This is a genomic window from Fibrobacter sp. UWP2 (genome assembly GCF_900141705.1).
In the GTDB taxonomy this organism is placed as follows: Bacteria; Fibrobacterota; Fibrobacteria; order Fibrobacterales; family Fibrobacteraceae; genus Fibrobacter.
In genome coordinates, this window is the sequence record NZ_FQYM01000007.1 from 1 (window position 1) to 21,358 (window position 21,358).

Genomic DNA, 21,358 nt, shown 5'->3' on the forward strand with positions numbered 1-21,358 from the left:
TACGCGCACCTTCGCCTTGCCGCCCGCGATGTACACGGAACCGCCCTGGCTGGACCACTTCTTGAAGCCCTCCCTGGGGTGGTATGCTGCACCGCCGAGCTGTTCCCTTTCGGCCAGGAGTATCGCCTCCACGAGCCTTGCGCCCATCTCCCTCGACAGCGCGTCAAGGCAGCTTTTCCCCTGTTCGGCAAGGTCGGCCAGAACCACCCCGATACTGGTCGAAATGTCGATTTCTTCGCGGCGGACGATTGACAGTTTTGGGGTTCTTTTTGTACTTTTCATCATGGTGGTTATCCTCTTGCTTGGTGTTTTTTTGCTGAACCAAATTTACAAGTTGGAGACCACCTTTTTCTTTTTGGTTGCAGAAATTTCAACTAACTTTGGGGCATCTTCTTGAGCACGATTGGGATTTTATAGTTTTTACCCAAAAGGATCGAAGTATGGCAATATTCAACAATATTTTGGAAACCATCGGCAACACGCCGCTCGTTCGCATCAACAAGCTGAACAAGGGCGAAGCCGAAGTCTACGTAAAACTCGAAAGTTTCAACCCGCTCGGAAGCGCGAAGGACCGCGTGGCATTCAACATGATTGAACGCGCCGAAAAGGAGGGCAAACTCAAGCCGGGCGCCCTCATCATCGAGCCGACCAGCGGCAATACGGGCGTAGGCCTTGCCTACGTGGGGGCCGTAAAGGGCTACAAGGTGGTGCTCACGATGCCCGATTCCATGAGCATGGAACGCAGGCTGCTATTGAAGGCGCTTGGGGCCGAGGTCGTGCTGACCGAAGGCGCGAAGGGCATGGCGGGCTGCATCGAGAAGGCGAACGAGATTGCGGCGCAGAACCCGGGAAGCTTTATTCCGCAGCAGTTCGAGAACCCGGCGAACCCGGAGGCGCACTACCTCACGACGGGGCCCGAAATCTGGCGCGATACCGAGGGCAACGTGGACGTGTTTATCGCGACGGCGGGCACGGGCGGCACCGTAAGCGGAACCGCGAAGTTCCTCAAAGAAAAGAACCCGAACGTCTACGTGATTGCGATTGAACCCGATGACTCCCCGATGATTAGCAAGGGTGTCGCGGGCCCGCACAAGATACAGGGAATCGGCGCGAACTTTATCCCGAAAATCTACGACCCGAAGGTGGTCGACGAGGTGTACCTCACCAGCACGGAGAAGGCCGGGAACGCGGCCCGAGCGGCAGCAAGCGAAGAAGGCATCTTCGTCGGGATTTCGTCCGGAGCGGCACTCGAATGCGCGTTGACAGTCGCCAAACGCCCCGAATTCAAGGGCAAGAGGATCGTCGCGCTCCTCCCCGACACGGGCGAACGCTACCTGAGCACCTGGCTCTGGACGGAAAAGTAGCCTGTATAGTTATATTTCAATAAACAAGCATTCGAAAATAGGAGATTCACCAAATGGTCATTACCGTATTTATCCTGTACCTGCTGATGATGCTCGGTATCGGATTCTACTTTTCCAAGAAGGCGAACAGCCTGAACGCCTACTACCTGGGCAACCGCGGCATGAACAAGTGGGTCGTGGCGATGTCCGCACAGGCCTCCGACATGAGCGGTTGGCTTTTGATGGGCCTCCCGGGCGCCATCTTCGTGAGCGGTTTCTCCGAAGCGTGGATCGGCATCGGACTTGTCATCGGCACGTACCTCAACTGGAAAATCGTGGGTCGCAGGCTCCGCAAGTACAGCCACTTCTGCGGCGACTCCATCACGCTGCCCGACTTCTTTGCGAACCGCTTCCGCGACAACAAGGGAGTAATCCGCGTCATCGCCTCGATTTTCATTCTCGCGTTTTTCCTGTTCTACACGGTGTCTGGCTTTGTGGCTAGCGCTAAATTGTTCGGCACCATCTTCGGCATGGACTACACCACTGGCCTTATCATCGGTGCGGTCGTCGTGGTGAGCTACACCTTCATGGGCGGTTTCTTCGCCGTGTGCTGGACCGACTTTATCCAGGCGACCATGATGCTCATCGCCGTCATCGCCATTCCCTCGATTATCATGGCCGGTTCGGGCGGTTTTGCAGCCACCATGGACGCCGTGAACGCGCAGAACCCCTACCTGATGAGCCTGTTCACCAACGCTACCACCGGCAAGTCCATCGGGCTGATTGCGTTGATTTCAAGCCTCGCGTGGGGCCTCGGCTATTTTGGCATGCCGCATATTCTGGTGCGCTTCATGAGCATCAAGAACGCCGAAGACATCAAGTTCTCCCGCCGCGTCGCCATGACCTGGGTGACCATCTGCCTTGGTGCCGCCATCATGATTGCAATCCTCGGCCGCTACTACGTGGAAGCGAACGGCATTACCGTCGCCGACCCGGAACGCATCTTCATGATTCTCTGCCAGACACTCTGCCACCCGGCTGTCGCCGCCATTCTCATGGCCGCCATCCTCGCCGCCATTATGAGTACCGCCGACTCCCAGCTGCTGGTTTCGGCGTCTGCCTTCAGTAACGACCTCTACAAGCACCTGTTCCGCAAGAACGCGAGCAACAAGGAAGTCATGTGGGTGAGCCGCGGCGTGGTCGTGGCGATTACGGTTATCGCGGTCATCGTCGCCATGCAGGGGGCGCCCAGCGCCAACGGCGCTGCACAGGGCAAGAGCTTCCTCGACGTGGTGATGAGTCTCGTGAGCTTCGCCTGGGGCGGATTCGGTGCCTGCTTCGGCCCGATTATGCTCCTTGCCCTGTTCTGGAAGCGTACCACGCTTCCGGGCGCCATCGCGGGCATGCTCGTGGGCGGTATTACCGCATTCGTGTGGAAGTTCTACCTCTCCGGATTCTCCGCCGAAATCTTCCAGATTTACGAACTCGTGCCCGGATTCGTGCTTAGCTTTGCGACCATCGTGATCGTGAGCCTCTGCACCAAAGCCCCCAGCAAGGAAATCCAAGACGAGTTCGATGCTGTGGAACACACGCGCTTGAGCGATATGAAGCTGTAATCCATTCTGTCATCCTGAGCATTGCAACAAAGTTGCGACGTCGAAGGATCTCAAAGCACAAAGACCTGCTCGCAAGCAGGCCTTTTTCAATTCTCTTTGCGTTTAGTTAAAATATCACGCGGTAGGGTATTTTCTTGTTGATGCTACGACCCTTTACGTCAAAGGATCCCCTAGCCTTGGGCACACGCATTTTCGCATGGGTTGGTACTCCAATCGACGATAGCGCCCCATTCGAATAAACCATATAGTATTCATCTACACGCAAATCGTGATAACGGAGTCGTTTTAACACAAAACCGCTCTCATTTTCAACAACCGTAAACCCATAATTCTTGTAGAATTCGCCTGCCTGAACTTCGTGACCATCAAGGTCCGTAACAGATCCTATTCCATCATGCCTATACCATAAATCACATTTGTGGGGGTCAGTCTGGTCCGGAACATAGATGTAATATTCCAAGGTATCAGACGAAGTCGGACCATGGTCATTACCAACAAGAATCTGGAAAAGTGTATCATTCTGCACATGATAATCAGTAACATCTCTATAACCTTCTTCAACGTCGGTGTAACTAGTCCATATACCATGGGGATAATATTTCAATTGATCATCAGATACCTTTTTTCCCGAATGATAATACATCAGATTAAAGTTTAAGGTATCCTTTACTTGATCTTTACGAACGACCATTTCGTATTCGACACTTCCATCGACTTCGGACTCACTTTTACGAATTGCCATTGCAGCGGTATCCATTTGAACTTCATCACCACGCTTTTTGTATCTAGTGGCGATTAATTGCCCATCTAGTCGAGTTATTTTTTGCGTACTTACGGTTTCTTCACCGCCAATTCCATACTTAGCATAAGAGCTATCCAAATACGCGCCATCATCAGCGACGAAACCGGACAATTCATTCTTTCGTTCCATCAGCACGGCATCAATGCAAGTAATGGCATGCGCATAGCCGACAAGAAAACATAAAGCCACAAAGCGTTTCATATCAAAGGCCCTCATTAGTCGTCATATTCCGGCGCATCGAACGAGGTCGGAATGTGCGGCGTATCCGGGTCGTTATGAATGAACGAGAATCCGCTAATCTTGCCCGTTTCACGGTCAACCGGTCCAGTCTGCAGCTGGCCGTAAATAGCGGTAGTTATGCTGCTCGCATTCAGGAACGTATTGTTGTCGATTACCATATAGTAGCCGTAAATTTCCCAAGTACCCGTCTTGCGTTCGACAGTCTTTGTACCTTCGCGAGCTTCCAATTTCGAGGTTCCGTCAGCCGTCAAGGTAAACGTCCAATCTAAGCCATCTTTCTTTGCGACCCATTCGCCGACAAAATCCTCGGCCTTCTCGTATTCGTACTCGATTCCTTCAACCGTACAGTTCAAAGTTCCACCCGAGATTTTGGTAATGGTGTTGTCGGTGCCCACAGAATGATTAAACAACGTACGGACTTCTCCCACATAGTAGAACGGGATCATCAACAGGGTGCTGCGCTGGATATCGTAGCGGCCCGCATGCCAGTTCACCACCTTGTCGCCGACCGAATTTTCATAGATATACGAGCCATCGAAGAACCTATAAACCCTCGTGGTATCACCATCGGCACATTCATAGATTTTATTCTTGATCGAATCCGCCTTGGAGACCTTGCCCTTCTGAACAGCGACGCTAGCCTTGACGGCTTCGCTGTAATCGCCACCGTCTACAGAGTACAGAATTGTGTCGTCTTCATCGGCATTGTCGGTTTCTTTGACCACGAACGAAATCTTGAAGCCTTCTTTCACTTTTTCCACAATCTTTTTGGCGGCATCGGTTTCGCTATACTGCACGCCGCTATTGCCCTTTTCAATACTCACCACGCCACCTGCAAAATCCGTATAGGTGACCCCCACAATTCGTCCGGAATGCGGAGCGCGACAACGCCCTTCTTGCTGCCGGTCGACATGTAAACCGTATGGTCGAACACCTTGAGTTCATAGTTCTTCTGTAAATCGGAGAGTTTCGCAGCACGGGTCCCTTCCGGAAGCACTATCGAAGATGAAGAAACTTCAGAAGACGAAGACTTCGGAGATTCGCTCGAAGAGGACTTGTCTTTACTTACGCTAGAAGACGACTTGGAATCTTCCTTAGCAGAAGACGGGGAATTGTCGGACGCCTTTTCGCTAGACGAAGAAACCTTGTCGCCATCCTCGGACGACGAAGACTTGGCGTCCTTTTCGGAAGAAGAAGAGTTATCGCCTTCTTCCACGGAGGAAGAGGATTCTTCTGCAGAAGGGTCCGCAGAAGCGGAAGAGCTGTCGTCACCGCATGCTGCGAACAGCAATGCGGAAAAAATAAATACGGGAAGAATTTTCTTGCATTTCATGCGCCCAAATATAGATTTACTTTATTTGGAGCAACTTGACTGCAAGAGGTTTACCCGTAGAATTGAGCAGCTTCGCCACGTAGCGGCCGGCGGGGAGCGATTCTAGCGAAACGTGCGCGATCCCTGCCACCTGCTTGGAAAGCACCATCTTGCCGTTTACGGAGAACAGGGCAAGCATACCGTCCATCGGCGCCGTCACATGGAGCGTACGCTTCTCCTGATGCAGGCGGGGCGATACAGGCAAGGCAATCTGTCTGTTTCCCAAAACAATATCCGTACCCTCGGGAGCGCCTACCACAAGGCCGCGCCCCACCGTACTCATGTACACCACGCCGAAGTTGTTCATGTCGCCCTGGACGAGGTTGCCGTTGCCGGGGCCGCCGAACTGGTGGGCGTCGTCGTTGATGCGCTCGAAAGTCTTGCACTTGTCAGTACTGCGGTAGATACCAATCGGGTCGCCTTCCTTCGCGGCACCCCAAATAAAGATGGTCTCGTAAGCAGCACCTTCCTTCGCCTTGCCGACACCCACGGCGATGGCGGTGCTTGCGCCCTCACAGCGGTTCCAGGTTTCGCCACCATCTTCGGTATAGGCAAGGCCGTTTTCGCTATAACCCTTCGCGAGCCACATTTGCGCTTGGTCCATGGGAACCCACAGGTGTCCCTCGCGACCGGGGACGGTACGTATAAGGCCACCCCCATTGTAATACTCGCCGGCACTCTCGTTCTGCAGGCGCGCCGTGGCTGCATTAAAGTTCTTGCCGCCGTCCTTGGAGCGGTAGAGCGTGCCCATGGCGTTCATCACGTAGAACGCATCGGCATTCACCGGGTCGGCGACAATGCGCGCATACTGCGTCTGCTCGCCCGTCTTGGTCTCAGTCCAGCTCACCCCGTTATCGTCGGAGCGGTAGACGCTTGCACTCTGGTCCGGGCGGTGCAAAATCACCTTGCCGTCAGCAGAGAGCACCACCAGGCCCTTCTCGCCCTTGAGCGTCGTCTTGAGGCTGTCCCAGGTCTTACCGTAGTCTTCGGAGCGGTACATCACCTTGTAGTTGATGGACTCGTACTGCCCGTAAACCGTGATGACACCCGTGCGCACCAGGGAGCCCGATTGCGCGGCGTAGCCCATGCTCTCGGTCGTGCCCACAATCGGCTTGGGGCGGTCGTAGCTTTCGTTGATGTTGTAGTAGCTGGCGCCGTCATAGTCGCCAATCGCCGTCACCAGGGGGCCACCGGGAATGCTCACCACATCGAGCGGGACAGTTTCCTCGATGCCGCGGCTCTGGAACTTCCACACCGGCACGTCGGCGGTGATGTCGTCCGTCTGGAAAACGCCGTTGCCGCTGGTGACCCAGACCTTTTTGCTGTTGAACGGGTCAAACTCAATGGAGCCCGCCCAGTGGATGGCGTTGCCGTGGATCCAGGCGTTGCCGTTCTCGTCCATGTTTACGCCATCGTTGTAGTGCTGGCCGTGCTTCCACGTCTTGCCGCCGTCCGTCGTCACGTAAATGCGGTCGCCGTAGTTCTCGGTGCCGTCCTTGTAGTAATGGCGGCCGGTGTACTTGCCCAAGGTCGTCACCACAATGTGGTTCTTGTCTTTGGGGTCAATAGCAATGCCGCCGTAGCTGCTCTGGTCCACTTCCAGCTTCATCTGCTTTGCGGCATTGGGGTCACCGTTGTTCACCTCCACGCTGTCGGAGGGCGTGATATCGGTCCACGCGCCCGAGGCCATGTTGTACTTGAACACGCCGCCACGGCTAATGTTGTAAGGGCCAGGACCGTCAGCAAACGTGATGAACATGTCGCCGTCCACGATCTTGGCCCTATGGGGCATGAGCCCCGAGGGGGCGCCGGCAACCACACTCCAAGTCTTGCCGCCGTCCTTACTCACTTGAAAATTGTCCTTGGTCTCAGAAATGCCTAGGTAAATAGTCGAGGTGCTGCCATCGGCGAGCTTGCCACCCGCTTTGTCAAAGAGCACAAAGCTGATGCCGTTGACGCCGTTCAGGCTGCTCTCGGTCGCACTCGAGAGCGCCACCTGGTAAAGGCTGGTCCATGTCTTACCCGCGTCGGAACTCTTGTAAAGCCCCTTGGTACGGCTCCCGCAAAGCACTATATTCGAGTTGTTGGGGTCCACCGCGAGCTTCTCGCCCGTCTGGCGGCCCATGCCGTTGCCGTGGGCAAGCATTTCCACGTAGCTCGTGTCCCAGGTCTCGCCGTAGTCGCTGCTGCGGAGCACCGCCGTGCGGCCCTTGCTAAAGTATCCCGTACCGCCCAGCACGTAGATTTTCGCGGGGTCGTTCGGGTCCAAAGCAAAAGCCTCGGTACCGTAAAGGCCCACGTCGTTCTGAGAAATCCAGTCCATCAGGGGAATCCAGCGTGAAGTAGTCGCGTCCCAGCGGTAAATGCCGCCCACGTCGGTGCGGGCATAAATCAGCCCCTCGACCTGCTCGCTGGGCATCACGGCGCTCACAAAGCCGCCGCCATCGAAGCGGACATTGCTCCAGTTGTACTTTTCGGCAAACGCCGTTCCCGCCATAAGCGAAACCAGCGTCATTTCTGCAAGAACTATTCTTCCGAGCATGCGGACTCCCATACTGTAAATTTTCCGATATTAAACTAAATCAAAGAAGCCCAAACCGCCTTTTTTTTCGTTCCCGAGCCGAATAAGCGTTTATGTAAACACAACATGCGGTTTCCCTTTACAAAAAACGCCCTTTTTGTTAAATTTTGAACAATGCGGGAGTAGCTCAGTTGGTAGAGCGCGACCTTCCCAAGGTCGATGTCGAGGGTTCGAGACCCTTTTCCCGCTCGAAAAGAAATCCACATCCATCGTGGATTTCTTTTTTTCATTTTTTCTATCGTTGTTGCATGTATTTTAGCAAAACAAGTCTTGGAATTTTACTTCTCGCCATCGTGGCGGGCTCCACCACCCTCCACGCCGAAGAAAAATCCATGTGGCAAAAGTTCAAGGACTTCTTTTCGCCTGTACCGACGGTCGAGGGCGAAGGGCCCGAGTACGACGAACTGCGGGCGCTCGACCAAGAAATCAACAAGTTGGAGGGCAAATACTCCCGCGAACGCAGGCCAAATAACAAGCAGCGCATCAAAAAGGAGCTTGACCAACTGAAGTCGAAGCGCGAAGCCCTCGCCCAAAAAATCAAGGCCAAGGAAGCCGCAGCCAAGAACCAGCCCAATCCCGCCCCGAGCAGCGCCAAGCCGCAAAGTTCCTCTTCCGTCACATCCTCTGCCGCTACAGCAGTCCCGGTTTGCGGGCACGACACGGTCTTTGTCCACGACACCGTCACCGTGCACGACACGCTCTACGTGATTGTCGCGAACCCAAAGGCAACAGCCGATTCCACGCAGTCCAATACTGCGGCAGAAGCCCCTACGGTTCCAGGTAATAAGTAGGCCTGATGCCGAGGGCGATCTCGTCCGCAGCCAAAGCGGCAGCGGGCACGTTCCTCCCCACAACAAGCGCACTGTCAAAACCGGCGACAGCGGCACCATAGACATCGGTCCCAAGCGTATCGCCCACCATCAGCACGCGGGCTCCCGCCGGGAGCGATTCGCGCACGCGGTCCCAAATGGCGGGGAAAGGCTTGCCAAAGTAGTAAGTCGCAGGGTCACCCGCATCCAGGCGCATGCGCTCGGCGAGCGCCCCCGAAACGGGCTTGCGCGTGCCGTCAATGTTCGGCGCCCAGGCGTCGGAGTTGAGCACCAGGAGCACGGCCCCCGGGCGACGAAGAATTTCCACCGCATGGGCGTACATTTCGTCCGTCGCAGTCGAAGATGACACCGCCACCACCGGCGACACAGGGTTCTCCACGGCGGCAATCCCGCACTCGGCAAGCACGTTCACCCCAGTGGCACGTCCAATGTAATAGGTGTCGCGGGGGGCGTCCGGCAGGCGCTTCACAAAATCCTTGAGCAGGCTCCCCGACGAAACCGTCTCCGTCTCGACAAAGTCGAACCCGCGGGCATCGGCCTCGGCCGCCAGCACGTCGTCGGTATTGGAGGCGGCGTTCGTCACAAGCCGCAGTTGCTTGCCCGCGGCACGCAACGCACGGAACCATTCCAGCGCCCCGGGGTACACGAAATCGCCGCGGTTATAGAGAGTCCCGTAACCGTCAAAGCAAAAGGCGTCATAGCGGTCCAAGAGTTCCGCCATGCGGACTCGGCGAGGTTCCGCCCCCGCACGGTGAGCGCAAGCCGCGGGCCGCCCTCCCAAGAAAGACTCGACAATAGATTGATAGCGTTTGTAGATGGATGTCTCGAACGGGTCCATGGTTTGAGACCGCCTATCGACGCATCACGCCAAAGACGCGGGTCGCGGCACCCAAGTTGCGGTCGGTACGGAAAACGATGTTGCCGTCGTACTCCACCGCGACAATGATGTTCGCGAGGTAAGCTCCCGTCGCCACGCGGCGACGGTTGCCATCCATCAGGTTCCAGCGCAATCCTAAGCGGGTCGGCGAGTACTTGAACCTAGGGTCATCACCCTTCACGTCCATTTTGGTCCCGACCACATACGAACCCAAGTTCGTGTAGATCTTCACACTGCAAAGGAACTGCACCTTGGACGGGTCAATAAAAACTTTTTCGTCCATGCCCAGCGCCTCGCGCAGGGCGTTCTCAAACTCGGCGCCCATCACCTCCATGGAGACCTGCCAAACGGAGTCTCGCAGGGAATCCTCGGCGCTTTCGAACACCAGCTGGAACACGGGCGCATTCTCGTTCTCGTCGCCGTGCTCCACCGCCATCACCGGGAACTGCACGTCAAACGGGTAGAATCCCGTCACCGGGAAGAACTTCGCTTGGCTGGTGGTTGCGTTCCGGAGGGAGTCCCTCGCACAGCCGCCCACAAAACGAATCGAATCCCTTGTGGAAAGTCGTTCCTTCTCGGTCAAGTCCCCGGGCAATTGCAAGGTCACCTGGTCTTTCCAGTGCCCCCACACCATGCTGTTCACCGAGAGCAAGCGTACCGTCGAGTCCTTGGTCCCCTTGAATTCAAAGTGGGAAACACAGCCCTCGTCCAGTTGGACGCTCTCGGTAAAGTTCAGGGTCAGCGTATCGGGAGCCTTGCCGCGGTAGCTTTTTAGGTGAGCGTTCGAAATCGTGGGTGCCATGCCGTCCCTGATGTTCAAGGGGTACTCGATGCTGTCGGCCACATAAAGCGTGGCATTACCAAAATTCATGCCGGCGTAGTCCTTGCGATCCCTCGCCGTGAGCGGCATAAACCGTTCCTGTTTCGCCTTCAGGTCCACAAGCACCTGGCGGTTGTTGGAGGGGTCCAGCGACATCTGCGCAGAGCGGACTACGTAACGGGACTTCACGCCGCTGGAATCGAGCCAGTCAAAGACAAGGCTATCAATCATCGTCGTGAGGTATTCCTGCGAAATAACTCCCAAAAAACGGAGGGAGACCAGGTCCATGCGACCGTCGCCGTCAGCGTCACGGAAGTAGTTCTGCTTGGAGTTCGGCGGGATAGGGCTCTGGATGAATGCGCCAAAAGCCCCGCTACAGAGCAGGGTCAACAAAAACGCATATTTCAACAAGGACCTACGCATCACTCCTTAATATACCATAATCCCGGCCCTCGACGGGTATCACCAGCTGCAATTTTGACAGCGTTTTGATGTGTTTCTCGAAAACGGCCTTAAAATCCTCACCCAGAACCTCCTCATCGTCATGTTCCAAGTTGTACGATACGTAGCTCCCGTCGGGGAAAATGCTGATGCAGCAGTCCCAGGTGATGTCGCCTTCCAGTTCTTCTTGGTCGTCGTCGCGGTCCTGGCTTTCGAGCATTAGCATGGGGCGCGGAGCCGGGATGGGTTCGGCGTGACCATTCTCGTAAATAAAGTAGTTACGGCTGACGAGTTCGTGTTCCAGCGCCATGGTACTGGGCACGCGGTCGAACTCGTTGCGCAGGCGACGGATGTTGCCCAGGTCGTCTTCGTAGGGGTCCTCGAAATCCTTGGGAAGCACCACCTGGTGGTAGTCGAACTTTTTTCCGCTCACGGCATAGTTGTCGAGCCACGACTGGGGCGGATCCGGACGCAACGTCAAAAAGTCCTCGAACGAGTCGAGAATGTCCTGGAGGCGGGAATTCCACGGTTCCGCCTTTTGCGACTGCACCAGGTCCATAAAGTTCTTGAGGCGTTCTTCGCCAGGGATGGACGAAAGTTCCTCGCCCGGTACACTGCTCATATCAAATTCACTCATTTTTTTCATTCCAAATCAAACATTCATTCCTGGATCCTTCGACTTCGAGGCTTCGCCTCGGAGTTCACCCTGAGCTTGTCGAATGGGCTCAGGATGACACATTACCACATTTCCTCTGTCTTCACGGTAAGGCTCATCGCGATGTCCTTCTCGTAATACGCGGGTTCGTTGATGAAAATCGGCCACACGCTAGTGCTCCCGTCCGCTTCGCCCTCGTACAAAATGTCCTTGCCGTCAAAGGTGCGGAACAGCTTGTCTCCTTTCTTGAGTTCGCAGTAGTCGTGGCCGTCCAAGTCCGGGTGGATCATCGCGGCAATCGGGGCGCCCGCCCACGCCTTGGGGTAGCCCAAGTCTCGCAGCTGGGTGTAAACATCTACTTTAATGGGGGCTCGGGTCTGGAGTTGCCCCCGGTTCCATTCCTCGGTCAGTTCCAGGTAGCGCTGGACCAGTTTCTCGGAACGCTCAAAGATGGAGGCGTTCAACGTGCCGTGCTGCTGCGGCCCAATTTCAATGCAAACGTCCGCCTTGGCGACCGTGCCAAAGTACGGCGACACGCTGCGTTCCTCGGGCTGGTAATAAATCCAGGTGTCTTCAAATTCCTGCGTGAGCACGGCGCTCGCTTTCATGGTGAACGGATCCCGCGCCGAAAGGATCAAGCACAGTCCCATGTTCGAACCCGTGTTGTGCACGTCGAGCAACAGGTCCGTTTTGGTGTTTGCGCCCTTGGGGCCAAACAATTTATTGAGTTCACGGGCGCGGCGGAACTCGTACTGGTCCACATCCGCTGTAGAGTCCAGGCAGACCTGCGAAAAAGCACGATTTAAGTCGTGATCGCGGTAACGTCGGTTGAGGCGCATGGCCTCCGGGTTGCCGTACACAAGCTGTACATTCGCACTGGGACAAAGAGTGTTGTAGCACCCGGGATTCTCCATCCACTTTTGCACCAAGGCGACCCCGGTACGTTCGTTCCCGTGGGTTCCTCCGGCAACCACAATGTTCTTGATTGTAGTCATGTTAGATATTATAGCAAAAAAAGGCGCAAGAGTTTCCTAACGGATTGCAGCGTCAATCACTTTCTAACACTTTTTTCTTATTTTTGCAGAAGAACGGAAGGAGAGATTCTATGCGCAAAACAATTATCGGTGGAGTGGCAGCAGCATTATTTGTAGCCTGTTCGGGCGAAGACGACATCGTCACCTTGGATAAAAAGCTTCTACAAGCCGAGACCATCTACGACCTGGGAAAATGCACAGATGCGCGTAAAGGCGAAGTCGTTTTTGTCGAGGACAAAGACGAGGATTTCCTCTGCTATTCAGGCAAATGGATTCCCGCCAGTGAATTTGACGCGTCTAGCGATGCGGATTCGTTCGAGAGTTCGACATCTGAAAAAAGTTCATCGTCCGAAGCGCCCTCATCTTCTTCCAGCGACAAAGCCACCGACTCCTCGGCAGAAGGCAGCTCTTCGTCCGAAGCGCCCTTGAACTCTAGCAGCAGTTCTACGCCAAGTTCCAGCAGCATGGACACAAAAGACACGCTTGTATTTGCGGACCCGCGAGACCATCGGGAATACAGGTTGGTGAAAATCGGTTCACAAACTTGGTTTGCCGAAAACCTGGATTATTCCGGAGACGAGGCAACCGGAATCTGCCTGTCGGGCAAGCAGGAATATTGCGACAAGTACGGAAAGCTGTATGAATGGGCCGACGCCGTAAAGGCGTGCCCGGCAGGCAGCCATTTACCCGAAATGAGCGAATGGCAGGCGTTGCTGGATTTTGTGGGGGAACGGTCGGCAGTCAAGCTGATGTCGGATACAGGCTGGACTTACCGCGAGGGCTTCCACGAAAACGCAGGAACCGATGATTATGGATTCGGGGTACTCCCGGGAGATTTCATGGTCAGCCCTTCTGCGGGAACAATCCCCGGAATCGATGCACATATATGGACTGCAACAGACAGCGCCGGGCAAGCATACGGGATTTACTTTGGACAGAATCTGACGGAAGCAACTCCAGGTCTCTATGCTTACGAGGAGACGGCCTGGAAATTGTCCGTGAGGTGTCTGAAAGACTAGACCTAATGGGAGGTCCGTCCCGGAGCTATTGATTCAGGTTGTTTCGGCTAGTTCAAAAGCATACTTTTGATAACAAAAAGTCAATAGGCATTTTGAAACATTCCCTATGCCACGCCCATTTATAGCATAAAAAACTATCTTTTACCCATGGACCTCGATTTCAACCGCAAGCTTTCGATAGCCCCGATGCTCGACTGCACCGACCGTCACGAACGGTATTTTTTGCGATTGCTTTCCAAGCATATTCTGCTGTACAGCGAGATGGTGGTGGCGAGCGGGCTTTTGCACTGCGACAATCCCGAGATGTTCCTCGGGCACGAGCCTCTCGAACAGCCCGCCGTGTTGCAGCTCGGCGGCAGCAATCCCACGGACCTCGCGCGAGCATCCAAGCTCGTGGAAGCGGCGGGTTTCAACGAAGTGAACCTGAATTGTGGATGCCCCTCGGACCGCGTGCAGAACGGGAACTTTGGCGCGTGCCTCATGAAGGAGAAGCATACCGTCGCCGATTGCTTCAAGGCGATGCAGGACGCCGTTTCCATCCCTGTCTCCATCAAGTGCCGCATCGGTGTGGACGAGCTCGACAGCTGGGAATTCTTCACAGATTTTGTACAAACTACCAAGGATGCCGGGTGTCGCATTTTTATTGTGCACGCCCGCAAGGCTTGGCTCAAGGGGCTCTCCCCCAAGGAGAATCGCGAAGTCCCGCCACTGCACTACGACTTTGTGCACCGCCTCAAGGCAGAAATGCCCGATTTGAACATCAGCATCAACGGTGGCATCAAGACGCTCGACCAGGTGGAAGAGCAACTGCAGGACCTGGACGGCGTGATGGTTGGCCGCGAGGCCTACGAAAACCCGTGGTTCTTGCGGGATGCCGACGAACGGATTTTTGGCGACAAGACGCCCAGCCCTTACGCCTCGCGCAAAGCCGTCTTGGAAGCGTACCTCCCCTACGTGGAGAAGCAGACTGCCGAAGGCTGCCCCGCCACCATCTTGGTGAAGCACCTCTACGGGCTCTTTACCGGGCTCCCCGGCGCCCGCAAGTACCGCCAGCTCTTGAGCAACGGCGCCCCGCGTGCCGCCGAATACGGCGGAGCCGTCGCCCTCATCCAAAAGGCGATGGACCTGGTGCAGGAAGATTAAAACCCGCGAAGGCTCCCCAACCTTCAGTGCACCGGAATCCACGACCGGCGCGAAAGCCGCACAACAAAAATGAACCCGCGGAAGCAGAGTTCGACACACATGGCCATCCAAGCGCCGCGTAGCCCGTAGATGCCCGTGAGGAACGCCGCGAGCGGGAGCCTCACCGCCCACATGCTCACAAAGTTCATAAGGCTCGGCGCGAGCGTGCGGCCCGCCCCGCGGAACACCCCCGTCGCAACGATGGACGCCGCATAGAACGGCTCCGCGAACGCCTCGATACGAAGTATCGCCGTCCCGAGGGCGCGGATTTCTTCGTCAGGCGTAAAGAACCCGATGAGCTCGGGCGCAAAGCTGTACATGAGCACGCCCGTCACCGTCATCACCGCCATGCCGAGCCCCGTGGTGAGGAAGGCGAGTTTGCGAGTGAGATCGCGGCGTTTGGCTCCAATGCTCTGCCCAATGAGCGTCGTCGCGGCCGAACCGATGCCGTAGCCCGGCATGTAGCACAGACTCTCGATGGTAATGGCAAACGAGTTCGCGGCGAGCGCCACCATGCCAAGCGGCGAGACTATGGCGGTGAACATCACGTAGGCGCTGCACATCACCACCTGTTCCAAGCCCACGGGCCACGCGATGCGGAAGGCCTCGCGAATCTGCCGCACAGAAAAGCAGATCTTTTCGCGCACGCGCAGGTGCAGGCTCTTGGAGCGGAGCAGCAAAAAGTACAGCATGAGGAGCATGATGACAAATTCCGTGAGGACCGTCCCCAAGGCGGCGCCCATCACCCCGAGCCCCGCGCCGGGAACCTGTAGTGTAAAGCCGAGGGCGTTCACCTGGTGCGGCCCAAAAATCAAGAAGAAGTTGAGCGCCACGTTCAAAAAGCAAGAAAGCACCTGCAGCGCACTCGGGAGCTTCATGTTGCCGCTGCACTGAAGCATGCCCGCCGCCATGCCGTTCAGCTGCATCGCGGGGAGCCCAAGCGAAATAATCAAAAAATAGAGAGCCGCGTTGTGGTGTATGCCGGAGTCCGCCCCCAAAATCACCGGAATTCGATTGTGCATAAACACGCCGAACGCCGCGAGCAGCAAGCTAAAGCAAAGGCCAAAAAGCAGTCCCACCTTCACTAGGTTCCGCGCCTGGAACTCTCGCTTGCCGCCAATGGCGTGGGCTATCTGCACGGTAAAGCCCATGCTGACCGCGTGCGTGAGGCAGCCCAGGAGCCACGTACTCGAGGCCACGAGCCCAATGGACGCCGCCTCGCTCGAACCCAGGTGTCCGACCATTGAAGCGTCGATGTACTCCATCGCTATGACCGAGATTTGCGCGAGGATGCCGGGGACACTCAGCTGCGCAATCAAGAGCAGCATCTGCTTGAGGCTCATCGCCTTCCCGTCACGTACCAGTTCCAAGCGATCCATGAATTAGTGCTTAGTGGTTGATATATATGCTTTTATCCTTTCTAGGGCTTCGTTGAGGATCGCCCGAGGGCAGGCGATGTTCATACGGAGGAACCCCTCGCCTGCATCGCCGTAAATGACTCCCTTCGAGATGAACACATGCGCATTCTCGCGGAGTTCGCGCTCAAGCACTGCGGATGTGACGCCGCGCGCCTTGCAGTATTCGCGGCAGTCGAGCCACAATAGGTACGTCGCCTCGGATGGCACGAGCTTCATTTGCGGGATGTTTGCGGACAGGTACGCCGCCACGTATTCGCGGTTCGCCTGTATGTACTCGAGGAGTGCGTCGAGCCAGGGTTCGCCCTCGGTGTAGGCGGCGATGGCCGCCTGGATGGCAAACGCGTTGGGCTCCGCGACTTCGTCGGTGTTGAGGGCACGCCATACCTTGTGGCGGAGCTTCGGGTTTGCGACCGAGACCGCCGACGTGTTGAGCCCCGCGATGTTGAACGTCTTCGTGGGGGCAAGACACACCGCGCTTATGTCGCGGCACATTTCCGACACGCTCGCAAACGGGATGTAGCGTTTGCCCGGCATAGTCAAGTCGCAGTGGATTTCGTCCGAAATCACCGTGACGCCGTTCGCCTTGCAGAGTTCGCCCACGCGTCCGAGTTCTTCGATCGACCAAATGCGGCCCACTGGGTTATGCGGATTGCAAAAAATAAGGAGCGATGTCTGCGGGTCGGCAAGCACCGATTCAAATGCAAGCCAGTCGATGCCGTAGGTTTTGCCGTCATAGCGGAGCGGGCACTGGATTACGTTCCGCCCGTTGTTCACGATGGAGTTGAAAAAAATGTTGTACACGGGCGTTAAGATGACCACGTTCTCGCCCGCGGTCGTGAGTTTACGCACCATGCTCGAAATTGCGGGCACGACCCCTGTGCAAAATACAAGCGATTCTCGCGCCATCTCGTAGCCATAGCGGCGCTTCCACCAGCCCACGTAGGCGTCGTTCCATTCCCGCGGGATCACGGTGTAGCCGAATACGGGGCATTCCATGCGTTTTTGCAGGGCGGCCACCACCGCGGGCGCCGTCGCGAAGTCCATGTCGGCGACCCACAGCGGGAGCTCGCCCTCAGGCACGTTCCACTTGAGCGAATAGGTCCCGCGCCGGTCGATAATGCTGTCAAAATTGACTTGAGGCATACTACCCCCCTGTAATAATTTCCGTCTTCGTCACATCCACCTTATCGGCTTCCATGATGAGTTCCTTGATACCCGCGGCACGGATTTTGCCACCGCTCGGGTTCTTGACGCTGTCGATCTCGTTTACGATTTCGACGTCGATGGTGGAATACTCGAAGGCGAGTGTCGTGTTGACGAGCTTGCAGTTCTTCATCACCAGGTTCTCGATGTAGCACATGCCCTGGAGACTCTCGACGGTACAGTTCACGAGCGTCAGGTTCTTCGCGTTCCAACCCAGGTACTCGCCCGAAATGAACGAGTCGTAGACCGTCACGTTCTCGGAATTCCAAAAGGAATCCTTTGAGAGCATGCGGGAGTTCTTGATGACCACGTTCTTCGCGCCGTCAAAGCAGTAGTTACCGTCGAGCCTAAAGTTCTCGACCGAGACGTCCTTGCAGTTCATGGCGAAGTAGTCTCCCTTCGCAGTCACGTCCTTGAGGTTCACACCTTCGCAGTTCCAGAGCGTCTCGGCAGCGTTCGTGAACTGGACGTTCGCAAGCGACACGCCCTTACAGCGGCGGAAGTTCTTGGGCGCCTGGAAGATGGCGTTTTCGACCGAGATGTCCTCGGTGTACCACACGCCCGCGCGGGCCATCTCGAACCAGTCGGAATCCTTCACCGTGACGTTCTTGCAGTACCAGAGAGGGTACTTCCAGCGGAACATGCTCCCCCGCACGTCGATATCGCGGGATTCCTTGAGCGGGGACTCTCCGTCGTCGAAAATGCAGTCCTCTACGCGCAGGTTTTCGCTCTTGAACAGGGCGCGCTCGCCTGTCAAAAGCCGCTGCTTTATCCATTTTTTTCCACTACCGTCTACCATTTTCGCCTGTACCTCATAAAAAAAACAAAATTGGAAGAGGAACCAAAAATTACAAAAAGGCGGGGTTTTAGGGGGGGCGCCCCCTAGGAGAGGGTGGGTAGCGCAAGATTTTTTGCTAAAAAAAACTTGCGCTAGGGGGGAAACATCCCCCCTCCCCTTGACAAAACACCCAAAAATTGCTCTATTTGGAACCTAAAATTCAAGTTTAACCCTTAACGGAGATACAATATGCCTTGCGGAAAGAAAAGAAAGCGCAGGAAGATTGCGACTCACAAGCGTAAGAAACGCCGTCGTCGTGACCGTCACAAAAAGAAACTTCGCTAATATCCGTTAGCATTCTCAAGTGATTTCCTAAAGACGGAGTGTAAAAGCTCCGTTTTTTCGTTTTTTTCATTTTCGGACATAAGCCCGGAGGAATCCATGATTGATCGTAACAAGCATTTCCTTAGGCTCCAGGACTGGAGCGAAGAACGTATCCTCGAAACCGTAGAAATTGCGAGCAGCCTCAAGCAGGAGGTCCACGCCGGCAAGGTTTCTGACCGTCTGCACGGCCAGAACATCGCCATGTTCTTCGAGAAGCCGTCTCTGCGCACGATCACCACGTTCCAAGTAGGCATGAACCAGCTGGGCGGGAACGCCGTCCTTTTGGACCCGAACTCCATTGGCCTCGGCAAGCGCGAAAGCGTGAAGGACGTCGCCCGCTGCCTCAGTCGCTGGGTGAACGCCATCGTGGTGCGCTGCTTTAAGCAGGAACTGGTGGAACAGCTTGCTGAATATGGGAGTATCCCTGTGGTGAACGCCCTCACTGACGACTACCACCCGTGCCAGGCCATCGCCTTTGCCCAGATGATCAAGGAAAAACTCGGCGGTTTCAAGAACGCCGACGGCAAGCCGAAGACCGTCGCCTTCATTGGCGATGGCAACAATGTGGCGAACAGCTTCCTCGCGCTGGCCTCCAAGGTGGGCATGAACTTCACGCTCGCCTGCCCCAAGGGCTACGAACAGCCCGCCAAGGTGGTGGAAGAAGCCCAAGAGGGCCTCAAGAAGCACGGTTGCCAGTACCGCGTGTTCAACGACCCCAAGGAAGCCGTGAAGGACGCCGACATTCTTTATAGCGACGTTTGGGTCTCCATGGGCCAGGAAGGCGAGAAGGCCTCCAAGCAGAGCCACTTCCTCCCGTTCCAGATCAGCCGCGACTTGCTGAAGCTCGCTCCAGCGCACTGCAAGGTGAGCCACTGCCTCCCCGCGCACCGCGGCGAAGAGATCACCGACGAGATCATGGACGACCTGAGCGTGAACATGAGCTTCGAGGAAGCAGAGAACAGGCTTCACGCACACAAGGCCGTGCTGTGGCAAGTAATGCCCCCGTTCAACGCCTAATAGCGGGGAAAAGCAAAATTTTCATGCCCGCCTCGTGCGGGCATCTTCTTTTTTAGGGAATCGAAAAAATGTCCTTCGTTCAGGAACTCAAGAAAAAAGTTTTAGACGGTTACGAAATCAACCGCGAAGAAGCCATTAAACTGCTCGACGCAGGCCTTGACGAGCTCACGCAAGCGGCTAACGAAATCCGCGAGCATTTTATGGGCGACGACTTTGACTTTTGCGCCATCATCAACGGGCGCAGCGGACGCTGCTCCGAAAACTGCAAGTACTGCGCCCAGAGCAGCTACTACCACACGGGAGCCCCCGAATACAAGCTACTCGGCACCGAGGAAATACTCGCCGACGCAAAAAAGAAGGAAGCCGCGGGCATCCCGCGCTATTCCATCGTGACTTCGGGACGCACGCTCTCGAACCGCGACGTGGAACAGATTTCCAAGACCATCCGCGCCATCAAGAATGAGACGAAGCTCTCCGTTTGCCTTTCTAGCGGGCTTTTGAGCAAGGAACAGTTCGACAAGCTGAAGGCCGCGGGCCTCACCCGCTTCCACAACAACCTCGAAACCTACCGCAGGCACTTCCCCGACGTTTGCACCACGCACACCTACGACGACAAAATCGGCGCGCTCAACAACGCGCTCGCCGCGGGGCTCGAAATCTGCAGCGGCGGCATCATGGGCCTCGGCGAAACAATGGAAGACCGCATTGACATGTGTCTCGACCTCCGCGCGCTCGGCGTGAAATCGACCCCGATGAACGTGCTCAGTGCCATCCCGGGCACCCCCTTCGAAAAGCTCCCAAAGCTCACTAACGACGAGTTCTGCCGCATCGTGGCGATTTACCGCTTCATCAACCCAAAGGCCTATTTGCGGCTCGCGGGCGGAAGGAACGTGCTGGGCGACAACGGCGTGCGCGCCTTCAAGAGCGGGGCGAACGCCGCCATCACCGACGACATGCTTACCACATCGGGTGTGCACGACGCAAAGGACTTTGAACTCGTAAAGAGCCTCGGATACAAGCCGCACGGGTTTATTGAATAAATCCTCCCGTTCTCTTTTTATATACATTTAAGGCGATGATTCGTCTCTCGGCTCACTGCGCTTCGATGTTCATCGTGGCGATGATCGCTGCAGCCCTATTCGCGGGCTGCACGTTCCCCGTGCGCACAGGTTACGACCGGAGCATCGGCGATTACAAGCCGGCGCCAACGGCAAAGGCCGAAACGGCGAACGAAACGGCAGCACCGCCCCAGGCGGCCCCCGCCCCCGCGGCATCACCCGCAGCACAAGCCCGTCAAACAACCGCATCGGCGCAAAAGAACGCCGCCGCCCACAAGATGGCGGCACCTCCCCCGCAAAAACCACGCGGAGGGCTCGAGGACTATGCCCGCAGTTGGCTCGGCGCCAAGTACGTTTACGGCGCCGCCGAAAAAAAACGCACCGACTGCTCGGGGTTCGTGATGCAGGTCTACAAGGGCTACTACAACATCGCACTCGACCACAGTTCCTCCGGCATGTTCAAAGATTCTCGCGGTTCCAAGGTGAGCCGCGGCAGCCTCAAGGAAGGCGACCTCGTTTTCTTTGGGAGCTTTTGGAAAGTCGACCACGTGGGCATCTACCTGAACGGCGACCGGTTTATACACGCCAGCACGAGCAAGGGCGTAATGATTTCGCCTATGAACGACAAATATTGGAGCCCCAAGTACCAGGGCGGGAGAAGATTTAAGTAAGCGCCTGCGGCGCAGTT

General features: G+C 56.0%; 20 protein-coding genes and 1 tRNA gene. 9 read left to right on the forward strand and 12 right to left on the reverse strand.

The features are described 5' to 3' along the window. Nucleotides 1-285: hypothetical protein (locus BUB55_RS05245; RefSeq protein WP_143152881.1), on the reverse strand; the 285-nt coding region annotated here is incomplete at its 3' end. 155 nt (nucleotides 286-440) lie between these two features. On the opposite strand from BUB55_RS05245, the gene cysK reads away from it, so the two are divergent. Together cysK and putP are read left to right on the forward strand one after the other, a co-directional pair. Then, on the forward strand, nucleotides 441-1,364 hold the full coding sequence (gene cysK, locus BUB55_RS05250; RefSeq protein ID WP_073188864.1) for a cysteine synthase A: 924 nt from the start codon (nucleotides 441-443) through the stop codon (nucleotides 1,362-1,364). A gap of 53 nt (nucleotides 1,365-1,417) precedes the next feature. Beyond that, complete coding sequence (gene putP, locus BUB55_RS05255; protein ID WP_073188866.1) at nucleotides 1,418-2,959, forward strand: sodium/proline symporter PutP; 1,542 nt, start codon at nucleotides 1,418-1,420, stop codon at nucleotides 2,957-2,959. A gap of 106 nt (nucleotides 2,960-3,065) precedes the next feature. On the opposite strand, the gene BUB55_RS05260 is transcribed toward putP, so the two are convergent. From BUB55_RS05260 to BUB55_RS05270, 4 genes are read right to left on the reverse strand one after another with little or no spacing between them, the layout of a single operon-like run. Then, complete coding sequence (locus BUB55_RS05260; protein WP_143152913.1) at nucleotides 3,066-3,962, reverse strand: hypothetical protein; 897 nt, start codon at nucleotides 3,960-3,962, stop codon at nucleotides 3,066-3,068. Between the two features lie 14 nt (nucleotides 3,963-3,976). Further along, the gene (locus BUB55_RS14550) at nucleotides 3,977-4,825 is read right to left on the reverse strand and encodes a hypothetical protein (RefSeq protein ID WP_234971811.1); all 849 of its coding nucleotides are present in this window, start codon (nucleotides 4,823-4,825) and stop codon (nucleotides 3,977-3,979) included. Further along, the gene (locus BUB55_RS14555) at nucleotides 4,822-5,334 is read right to left on the reverse strand and encodes a hypothetical protein (RefSeq protein ID WP_234971812.1); all 513 of its coding nucleotides are present in this window, start codon (nucleotides 5,332-5,334) and stop codon (nucleotides 4,822-4,824) included. The genes BUB55_RS14550 and BUB55_RS14555 overlap by 4 nt, the downstream gene beginning before the upstream one ends. 16 nt (nucleotides 5,335-5,350) lie before the next feature. After that, on the reverse strand, nucleotides 5,351-7,915 hold the full coding sequence (locus tag BUB55_RS05270) for a VPS10 domain-containing protein (protein ID WP_073188968.1): 2,565 nt from the start codon (nucleotides 7,913-7,915) through the stop codon (nucleotides 5,351-5,353). Between the two features lie 155 nt (nucleotides 7,916-8,070). Here BUB55_RS05270 and BUB55_RS05275 point away from each other — a divergent pair. Together BUB55_RS05275 and BUB55_RS05280 are read left to right on the forward strand one after the other, a co-directional pair. After that, nucleotides 8,071-8,143, forward strand: a tRNA-Gly gene (locus BUB55_RS05275). A gap of 59 nt (nucleotides 8,144-8,202) precedes the next feature. After that, the gene (locus BUB55_RS05280; RefSeq protein WP_143152914.1) at nucleotides 8,203-8,745 is read left to right on the forward strand and encodes a DUF4391 domain-containing protein; all 543 of its coding nucleotides are present in this window, start codon (nucleotides 8,203-8,205) and stop codon (nucleotides 8,743-8,745) included. On the opposite strand, the gene BUB55_RS05285 is transcribed toward BUB55_RS05280, so the two are convergent. From BUB55_RS05285 to BUB55_RS05300, 4 genes are all read right to left on the reverse strand, one after another. Beyond that, the gene (locus BUB55_RS05285; protein ID WP_073188871.1) at nucleotides 8,723-9,622 is read right to left on the reverse strand and encodes an HAD-IIA family hydrolase; all 900 of its coding nucleotides are present in this window, start codon (nucleotides 9,620-9,622) and stop codon (nucleotides 8,723-8,725) included. The genes BUB55_RS05280 and BUB55_RS05285 overlap by 23 nt on opposite strands. Before the next feature lie 13 nt (nucleotides 9,623-9,635). After that, nucleotides 9,636-10,904, reverse strand: coding sequence for a hypothetical protein (locus tag BUB55_RS05290; protein WP_143152915.1), 1,269 nt, complete (start codon nucleotides 10,902-10,904; stop codon nucleotides 9,636-9,638). Then, nucleotides 10,897-11,559 (reverse strand): hypothetical protein, encoded by a 663-nt coding sequence (locus BUB55_RS05295; protein ID WP_234971813.1) that lies wholly within the window; start codon nucleotides 11,557-11,559, stop codon nucleotides 10,897-10,899. The genes BUB55_RS05290 and BUB55_RS05295 overlap by 8 nt, the downstream gene beginning before the upstream one ends. Nucleotides 11,560-11,660: 101 nt before the next feature. Continuing rightward, nucleotides 11,661-12,572, reverse strand: a complete 912-nt coding sequence (locus tag BUB55_RS05300) for an aspartoacylase (RefSeq protein WP_073188875.1) — start codon at nucleotides 12,570-12,572, stop codon at nucleotides 11,661-11,663. A gap of 110 nt (nucleotides 12,573-12,682) precedes the next feature. Between BUB55_RS05300 and BUB55_RS13785 the strand changes: the two genes are divergently transcribed. Then, the gene (locus BUB55_RS13785; protein WP_083596895.1) at nucleotides 12,683-13,630 is read left to right on the forward strand and encodes an FISUMP domain-containing protein; all 948 of its coding nucleotides are present in this window, start codon (nucleotides 12,683-12,685) and stop codon (nucleotides 13,628-13,630) included. 147 nt (nucleotides 13,631-13,777) lie between these two features. Further along, a complete protein-coding gene (dusA, locus tag BUB55_RS05315; protein ID WP_073188881.1) occupies nucleotides 13,778-14,773 on the forward strand; it encodes a tRNA dihydrouridine(20/20a) synthase DusA in 996 nt (331 codons plus the stop codon). A 23-nt stretch (nucleotides 14,774-14,796) separates the two neighbouring features. On the opposite strand, the gene BUB55_RS13955 is transcribed toward dusA, so the two are convergent. Genes BUB55_RS13955 through BUB55_RS05325 form a run of 3 tightly spaced genes read right to left on the reverse strand, consistent with a single transcriptional unit; the run spans nucleotide 14,797 to nucleotide 18,232 of the window. After that, on the reverse strand, nucleotides 14,797-16,191 hold the full coding sequence (locus BUB55_RS13955) for an MATE family efflux transporter (RefSeq protein ID WP_143152916.1): 1,395 nt from the start codon (nucleotides 16,189-16,191) through the stop codon (nucleotides 14,797-14,799). A gap of 3 nt (nucleotides 16,192-16,194) precedes the next feature. Further along, the gene (locus BUB55_RS13960; protein ID WP_143152917.1) at nucleotides 16,195-17,373 is read right to left on the reverse strand and encodes a MalY/PatB family protein; all 1,179 of its coding nucleotides are present in this window, start codon (nucleotides 17,371-17,373) and stop codon (nucleotides 16,195-16,197) included. A gap of 1 nt (nucleotide 17,374) precedes the next feature. Next, nucleotides 17,375-18,232 carry a DUF3737 family protein gene (locus BUB55_RS05325; protein ID WP_073188882.1) on the reverse strand — a complete coding sequence of 286 codons (858 nt, stop codon included), beginning with the start codon at nucleotides 18,230-18,232 and terminating at the stop codon, nucleotides 17,375-17,377. Between the two features lie 420 nt (nucleotides 18,233-18,652). On the opposite strand from BUB55_RS05325, the gene argF reads away from it, so the two are divergent. The 3 genes from argF to BUB55_RS05340 all read left to right on the forward strand — a co-directional run bounded on the left by argF (nucleotide 18,653) and on the right by BUB55_RS05340 (nucleotide 21,341). Continuing rightward, nucleotides 18,653-19,612 (forward strand): ornithine carbamoyltransferase, encoded by a 960-nt coding sequence (gene argF, locus BUB55_RS05330; RefSeq protein ID WP_073188883.1) that lies wholly within the window; start codon nucleotides 18,653-18,655, stop codon nucleotides 19,610-19,612. 68 nt (nucleotides 19,613-19,680) lie between these two features. Next, nucleotides 19,681-20,652, forward strand: coding sequence for a biotin synthase BioB (bioB, locus tag BUB55_RS05335; protein WP_073188884.1), 972 nt, complete (start codon nucleotides 19,681-19,683; stop codon nucleotides 20,650-20,652). Nucleotides 20,653-20,687: 35 nt separating this feature from the next. Next, a complete protein-coding gene (locus tag BUB55_RS05340; RefSeq protein ID WP_073188885.1) occupies nucleotides 20,688-21,341 on the forward strand; it encodes a C40 family peptidase in 654 nt (217 codons plus the stop codon). Nucleotides 21,342-21,358 lie beyond the last annotated feature (17 nt).

What these genes read in the sequence shown, in the direction of transcription:
- BUB55_RS05290 (WP_143152915.1), bottom strand. Translation starts at nt 10,904, where the DNA reads ATGCGTAGGTCCTTGTTGAAATATGCGTTTTTGTTGACCCTGCTCTGT.
- BUB55_RS05300 (WP_073188875.1), bottom strand. Translation starts at nt 12,572, where the DNA reads ATGACTACAATCAAGAACATTGTGGTTGCCGGAGGAACCCACGGGAAC.
- BUB55_RS05325 (WP_073188882.1), bottom strand. Translation starts at nt 18,232, where the DNA reads ATGGTAGACGGTAGTGGAAAAAAATGGATAAAGCAGCGGCTTTTGACA.
- BUB55_RS05295 (WP_234971813.1), bottom strand. Translation starts at nt 11,559, where the DNA reads ATGAGTGAATTTGATATGAGCAGTGTACCGGGCGAGGAACTTTCGTCC.
- BUB55_RS05285 (WP_073188871.1), bottom strand. Translation starts at nt 9,622, where the DNA reads ATGGACCCGTTCGAGACATCCATCTACAAACGCTATCAATCTATTGTC.
- argF (WP_073188883.1), top strand. Translation starts at nt 18,653, where the DNA reads ATGATTGATCGTAACAAGCATTTCCTTAGGCTCCAGGACTGGAGCGAA.
- BUB55_RS13955 (WP_143152916.1), bottom strand. Translation starts at nt 16,191, where the DNA reads ATGGATCGCTTGGAACTGGTACGTGACGGGAAGGCGATGAGCCTCAAG.
- BUB55_RS13785 (WP_083596895.1), top strand. Translation starts at nt 12,683, where the DNA reads ATGCGCAAAACAATTATCGGTGGAGTGGCAGCAGCATTATTTGTAGCC.
- bioB (WP_073188884.1), top strand. Translation starts at nt 19,681, where the DNA reads ATGTCCTTCGTTCAGGAACTCAAGAAAAAAGTTTTAGACGGTTACGAA.
- dusA (WP_073188881.1), top strand. Translation starts at nt 13,778, where the DNA reads ATGGACCTCGATTTCAACCGCAAGCTTTCGATAGCCCCGATGCTCGAC.
- BUB55_RS13960 (WP_143152917.1), bottom strand. Translation starts at nt 17,373, where the DNA reads ATGCCTCAAGTCAATTTTGACAGCATTATCGACCGGCGCGGGACCTAT.
- BUB55_RS05280 (WP_143152914.1), top strand. Translation starts at nt 8,203, where the DNA reads ATGTATTTTAGCAAAACAAGTCTTGGAATTTTACTTCTCGCCATCGTG.
- BUB55_RS05340 (WP_073188885.1), top strand. Translation starts at nt 20,688, where the DNA reads ATGATTCGTCTCTCGGCTCACTGCGCTTCGATGTTCATCGTGGCGATG.
- BUB55_RS05270 (WP_073188968.1), bottom strand. Translation starts at nt 7,915, where the DNA reads ATGCTCGGAAGAATAGTTCTTGCAGAAATGACGCTGGTTTCGCTTATG.
- BUB55_RS05260 (WP_143152913.1), bottom strand. Translation starts at nt 3,962, where the DNA reads ATGAAACGCTTTGTGGCTTTATGTTTTCTTGTCGGCTATGCGCATGCC.
- BUB55_RS14555 (WP_234971812.1), bottom strand. Translation starts at nt 5,334, where the DNA reads ATGAAATGCAAGAAAATTCTTCCCGTATTTATTTTTTCCGCATTGCTG.
- putP (WP_073188866.1), top strand. Translation starts at nt 1,418, where the DNA reads ATGGTCATTACCGTATTTATCCTGTACCTGCTGATGATGCTCGGTATC.
- cysK (WP_073188864.1), top strand. Translation starts at nt 441, where the DNA reads ATGGCAATATTCAACAATATTTTGGAAACCATCGGCAACACGCCGCTC.